Raw genomic sequence first — 5,194 nt, 5'->3', positions numbered from 1 at the left:
ATCTAGGCACTCAAACCCTTGACACAGCTATATAGGAGCGTCCGGAATCAGATCAGAGGATCGGGTGAGAGGCCATGCCGAAGCCAACGACCGTCGACGAGTACATCGACGCAGCACCGCCGCTCGGCCGTCCCCTTCTCGGCGAGCTTCGTGCCCTGAGCCGCGAGGCGGTCCCCGATGGAGTCGAGCAGATCAAGTGGGGCCACCCGGCCTACGTCCATCCCGACGGCGTCATCTTGTTCATGTTCAGCGGTCACAAGGCCCATGCCAGCATGGCCTTCACCCCATCCACCAAAGCTGCTTTCGAGGCCGAGCTCACCCAGTACCGCACCGGCAAAGGCACCGTCGCCCTGCCATACGGCACCCCACCGCCTCGCCCACTCCTCACCAGAATGATCGAGTACCGAGTGCGCGAACACGAACACGACGGCGTCAACTGGATGTGACCGCACGCGGAATCGTCACCGGCGAGACGGGCCGGCTGACGCGGGTCACCGCGACCGGCGAGGTCGAAGACCAATAGTCGCGCCGCGCGCAGGTCGGCGTGTCCAACGGGATCGCGATCGAGGGTGGCTCCGCGTATGTCACCCAGTCGACCACGCGCACCGTGGTGTTGGAGGTGCCGTCGGACCGTCCGAGGGCGACGACGAGGGAGCTCACCACCCACTCGAGATCATGCAGGCAACTGGGCCGCTAGTTGTACAAGATGTACTATTGCTGGCATGGTCACCACGACGCTGAGCTACTTCCGCGCTCATCAGAGCGAGTTACTCGATGCCGCGCAGCGGGCGCCGGTAGAGATCCTCAGCCGGGGCAGCCGTCGTCGCGCCGTTGTCGTCTCGCCGGAATTCTTCGACCGCGCCCTACAGGCCCTGGAAGATCAGGCCGACGTGAAAGCCGCGGCTGCCGCTCGCCGCGAGGACGACAGCATCTCCCACGAAGACCTCATGGCGGAACTGGGCCTGTAGACCAGCGCCCCCGCTTGTCTGATGCCCTATTCGATCTCCTATAAGCCCTCGGCTGCCACAGCCCTGCGCAAACTTCATCCCACCGAGCAGAAGCGAATCGTCCGGGCGATCGAGGCGCTGGCCGGGACACCGCGACCGCCCGGAGCGATCCAACTCGCCGGAGGTGGCGGCGAACTCCGCATCCGCGTCGGTGGCCATCGCATCATCTATGACATCGAAGACGATGCCCTCGTTGTACTTGTACTACGTATCGGCCACCGCGGCGACGTCTACAAGTGACCCCATCCCCACGCTGGTTCACGATCATAGTGAGGGTCCAACCACGCGAATGCTCCACCGCCCAAGCACTCAAACTCATTCCCGACATCCTCCGGCAGCGCCCCGGCCAGCGTCGATGCGGCGCTGAAAGCAGACCAGCGGCTCTAGCGCAGCACCTTGAGCTGGAACGGGTAGTTGATCGTCCGGCCCTTGAGCGCACGGAGGGTGCCGATGACGTGGCCGATGATCTGCGCGAGGAACGACACCGCCAGGAGGATGAGGCCGAGCGGGATACCGATCACCGTGATGATGCAGATCCAGCCCACGATGCTCATGAGCCACAGACCGAGGTTGAAATTGAACGAGCCGGCCGCAGCCTGGCGGACGAACGGACTGCGGTCCTTGTAGATCAGCCACATCACCAGCGGGCCGACGAACGACAGCCACCCTGCCGACAGCGCCATCGCGATGAGACTCGACGCGTGGGCCAGGGCCGCGGGCGTGCGGTCGTCGGGCGCGGCCGCGGGCGGCTGGACATACCGCGGATCGCCGTACCGGGGGTCGCCGTACTGGGAGAAACCGGGCTGCTGGGTCATGGCCCCAGTCTCCTCGTGAATCGGCGCCCGCGCATCGGGGATCTCCCCGGTTTCCGCGGCGGGCCAGGTTTCACGCACTTGTCATATCCCGCGCCTACTGTGGCGAGCATGGCCGACATCACCCAGCCCGACCAGCGTCCGACCGAGCCGCCGAGCGCAGACCAGCCCGGCGTCGATCAGCCGGCACCCGACGGCGTCGATCCGCTCGAGGACGCCGTCCGCCCCCTGCGCGACGACGTCCGGTTCCTCGGCGCCCTGCTCGGGGACACCGTGCGCGAGCAGGCCGGCCAGCGGATATTCGACCTGGTGGAGACCGCGCGGCGCACCGCGTTCGCCGTCCGCCGCTCGGAGGCCGACCGCGACGAGGTCGCCGCCCTGTTCACCGACGTGCCCGCCGCCGACGTCATTCCTGTGATCAGGGCGTTCTCCCTATTCGCGCTTCTGGCCAACGTGGCCGAGGACCTCCACCAGGAGCGGCGTCGCCGTCTCCACACGGCCGCCGGTTCGCCGCCGCCCGACGGGGATCTCGAGGCCACCTGGGCTCGCCTCGCGAAGACCGAGCCGGACGCCGACAAACTCGAGACTGTCCGGACCACCGCCCGGGTGGTTCCCGTCCTCACCGCACACCCCACCGAGACGCGCCGCCGGTCGGTCTTCGAGATCACCCGCCGCGTGCTCGACCTCATGCGCCGCCGCGACGCGCTGCGGACCGGGCCACAGGACCGCGTCACCGACGCCGAGCTCGCCGAGGTCGAGACCGACATCCGCCGCCAGGTGCTCACCCTGTGGCAGACCGCGATCATCCGCAGCCAGCGCCCCCGCATCGAGGACGAGGTCCTGGGCGGCCTGCAGTATCACGAGGCCACGCTCATGGACGTGATCCCGCCGCTCAACGCCGAGATCGCCGAGCGCCTGGGCGGCGGAGACCGGCCCGTCGTCCGCCCCGGCTCCTGGATCGGCGGCGACCGTGACGGCAATCCGTACGTCACCGGCGACGTCGTCCGATTCGCCACCGAACAGGCCGCCGCGCTGCTGCACCAGCACTACGCCCACCAACTGCGGATGCTCGAGCGCGAACTGCCCCTGTCGCGGCGTGTCGTGGGCGTGCCCACCGAGCTGCGCGACCTCGCGGATTCCCTCGGGGAGGAGGAGGGCGAGCTCAGCGCCGCGCGGAAGGACGTGCCCTTCCGCCGCGCCGTGAGAGTGGTCCGACGCCGCCTCGCCGCGCGGGGGACCACCTCGTCGTCGTCACCCGGATCGGCGCCGGGCGCCGCCCACGGCGACAACAACGACCACGACGACGACGACGAGGCCTACACCTCCCCGGCCCAGATGCTCGCTGATCTGGAGGTCATCGACGCGGCTCTCGGGGAGTGTGGGGCCGAGATGCTGCGGGCGCCGAGGTTGCGTGACCTGCGGTGGGCGGTGCGCACGTTCGGGTTCCACCTGCAGGCCCTGGACATGCGGCAGAACTCTGAGTCGCACGAGGAGGTGCTCACCGAGCTGTTCGCGAAGGCCGGCGTGAGCGAGGACTACTCGGCGCTCGACGAGGACGCGCGCGTGGAGCTGCTGCTGCGCGAACTCTCGCACGACCGGCCGCTGCTCGGGCCGCGCGCGGAACTGTCCGAGCTGGCGGAGAAGGAACTCGGGGTGATGCGGGCGGCCGCCGCGGCCGTGGACCTGCTGGGCGCGGACGTGGTGCCGCACTACATCGTGTCGATGTGTGGGTCCGTCTCCGACCTGCTCGAGCCGGCCGTGCTGCTGCGCGAGGTGGGGCTGTTCTCCGGCGACCCGGACGCGCCGCGGTCGAGTGTGCGGCTCATCCCGCTGCTGGAGACCATCGACGACCTCGCCGCCGGGCCGGGCATCCTCGACGCCGCCCTGGCGATCCCGCAGTTCCGCGCGCTCATCCGCGGGCAGGGGGACGTACTCGAGGTGATGCTCGGCTACTCGGACTCCAACAAGGACGGCGGCTACCTGGCCGCGAACTGGGCGCTCTACCAGGCCGAACGCGATCTGGTGCAGGCCGCGGACCGCGCCGGCGTGCACCTGCGGTACTTCCACGGCCGCGGCGGGGCGGTCGGCCGCGGCGGCGGCAACTCCTACGAGGCGATCCTCGCCCAGCCCCCGGGCGCCGTGCAGGGCGCGCTGCGGATCACCGAGCAGGGCGAGGTCATCTCCGCCAAGTACTCCGAGCCGCGGCGGGCGCGCCGCAACCTCGAGGCGTTGGTCGCGGCGACGCTCGAGGCGTCCCTGCTCGACGTCGAGGGCCTCGGCGACCGCGCGGAGGAGGCCTACGGCGTGATGGCCGAGCTCGCGACGCTCGGACGGGAGGCGTACGCGTCGCTCGTCCACGAGGATCCGGGGTTCATCGAGTACTTCACCACCTCCACACCGGTCGCGGAGATCGGCGAGCTCAACATCGGCTCGCGGCCGTCCTCGCGCAAGCAGACGTCGTCGGTCGAGGACCTGCGGGCGATCCCGTGGGTGCTGTCGTGGTCGCAGTCGCGCGTCATGTTGCCCGGCTGGTTCGGGGTAGGCACCGCCCTGCGGCGCTGGATCGACGGTGCCGGCGGCGGTTCGGCCGGGACCACGGCCGACGAGCGGCTGGCCACGCTGCGGCGGCTGTACGACGACTGGCCGTTCCTGCGTACGACTCTGTCCAACATGGCGCAGGTGATGGCCAAGGCGGACATGGGCCTGGCCGGCCGCTACGCCGAACTCGTGCCCGACGCCGAGGTGGGTCGGCGGATCCACGGGGTGATCGCCGACGAGTTCGAGCTTACCCGCGAGATGCTGCTGGCGATCACCGGACAGGAGACGCTGCTCGACGATAACCCCGCGCTCGCCCGCTCGGTGCGCAACCGCTTCCCGTACCTCGAGCCGCTCAACGTGCTGCAGGTCGAGCTGCTGCGCCGCTACCGCGCGGGCGACGAGGATCCGGCGGTGCGTACCGGCATCCAGCTGACGATGAACGGCCTGGCCACGGCCCTGCGCAACTCGGGCTAGCGGAGGCGGCGGCTAGCGGAGGCGGCGGGCCGTGACCGGGATGAGCAGGGCGCACACCACCGCGAGCCCCGCGATCCACGGGACCGGCCCGCCGAACCGGGATAGCTCGGCGAGGAAGTACGGCGTGCCCATGCCGAGGTACGCCAGGACGTAGAACACGGCGACGAGCCCGGCGTGATCGCGGGGACCCGACTGGAACTCCACCTCGACCAGGCCCGCCACGAGCAGCGTGCCGTAGCCGATGCCCAGCAGGACCGCGACGGGCACGAGCCACAGCGCCCGGCCGGGCAGGTCCGGGGAGGTCACCAGGATCGCGCCGGCCGCCATGCCCGCGCACGCCGCCGCGAGGCCCGCGATCGGCGG

Annotated in this window: 5 protein-coding genes and 1 pseudogene; 4 read left to right on the top strand and 2 right to left on the bottom strand. The window is 70.0% G+C overall.

Features of this window, described 5'->3' with window-relative positions:
• The first annotated feature begins 74 nt into the window (after positions 1–74).
• The 3 genes from G6030_RS07340 (at position 75) to G6030_RS07330 (ending at position 1,247) form a co-directional block, all read left to right on the top strand.
• Positions 75–446, top strand: a complete 372-nt coding sequence (locus G6030_RS07340; RefSeq protein ID WP_063973465.1) for a DUF1801 domain-containing protein — start codon at positions 75–77, stop codon at positions 444–446.
• 276 nt (positions 447–722) lie between these two features.
• Positions 723–968, top strand: coding sequence for a type II toxin-antitoxin system Phd/YefM family antitoxin (locus G6030_RS07335; RefSeq protein WP_106385376.1), 246 nt, complete (start codon positions 723–725; stop codon positions 966–968).
• Between the two features lie 21 nt (positions 969–989).
• Positions 990–1,247: a type II toxin-antitoxin system RelE/ParE family toxin gene (locus G6030_RS07330; protein WP_182642669.1), complete on the top strand. Its 258-nt coding sequence runs from the start codon at positions 990–992 to the stop codon at positions 1,245–1,247.
• A gap of 143 nt (positions 1,248–1,390) precedes the next feature.
• Here the strand turns inward: G6030_RS07330 and G6030_RS07325 are convergent, their stop codons facing one another.
• Complete coding sequence (locus G6030_RS07325; RefSeq protein WP_182642668.1) at positions 1,391–1,822, bottom strand: DUF4870 domain-containing protein; 432 nt, start codon at positions 1,820–1,822, stop codon at positions 1,391–1,393.
• Positions 1,823–1,930: 108 nt separating this feature from the next.
• Here G6030_RS07325 and ppc point away from each other — a divergent pair, with 108 nt between their 5' ends.
• Positions 1,931–4,831 (top strand): phosphoenolpyruvate carboxylase, encoded by a 2,901-nt coding sequence (gene ppc / locus G6030_RS07320; RefSeq protein ID WP_241724228.1) that lies wholly within the window; start codon positions 1,931–1,933, stop codon positions 4,829–4,831.
• A gap of 12 nt (positions 4,832–4,843) precedes the next feature.
• Here the strand turns inward: ppc and G6030_RS07315 are convergent.
• A pseudogene (locus tag G6030_RS07315) lies at positions 4,844–5,194 on the bottom strand (MFS transporter); the annotation flags it as partial.

This window comes from Dietzia sp. E1 (genome assembly GCF_014145015.1).
GTDB lineage: Bacteria > Actinomycetota > Actinomycetes > Mycobacteriales > Mycobacteriaceae > Dietzia > Dietzia cinnamea_A.
Note: the sequence above shows the minus strand (reverse complement) of the source record. Positions and strands in the feature narration are given on the sequence as shown.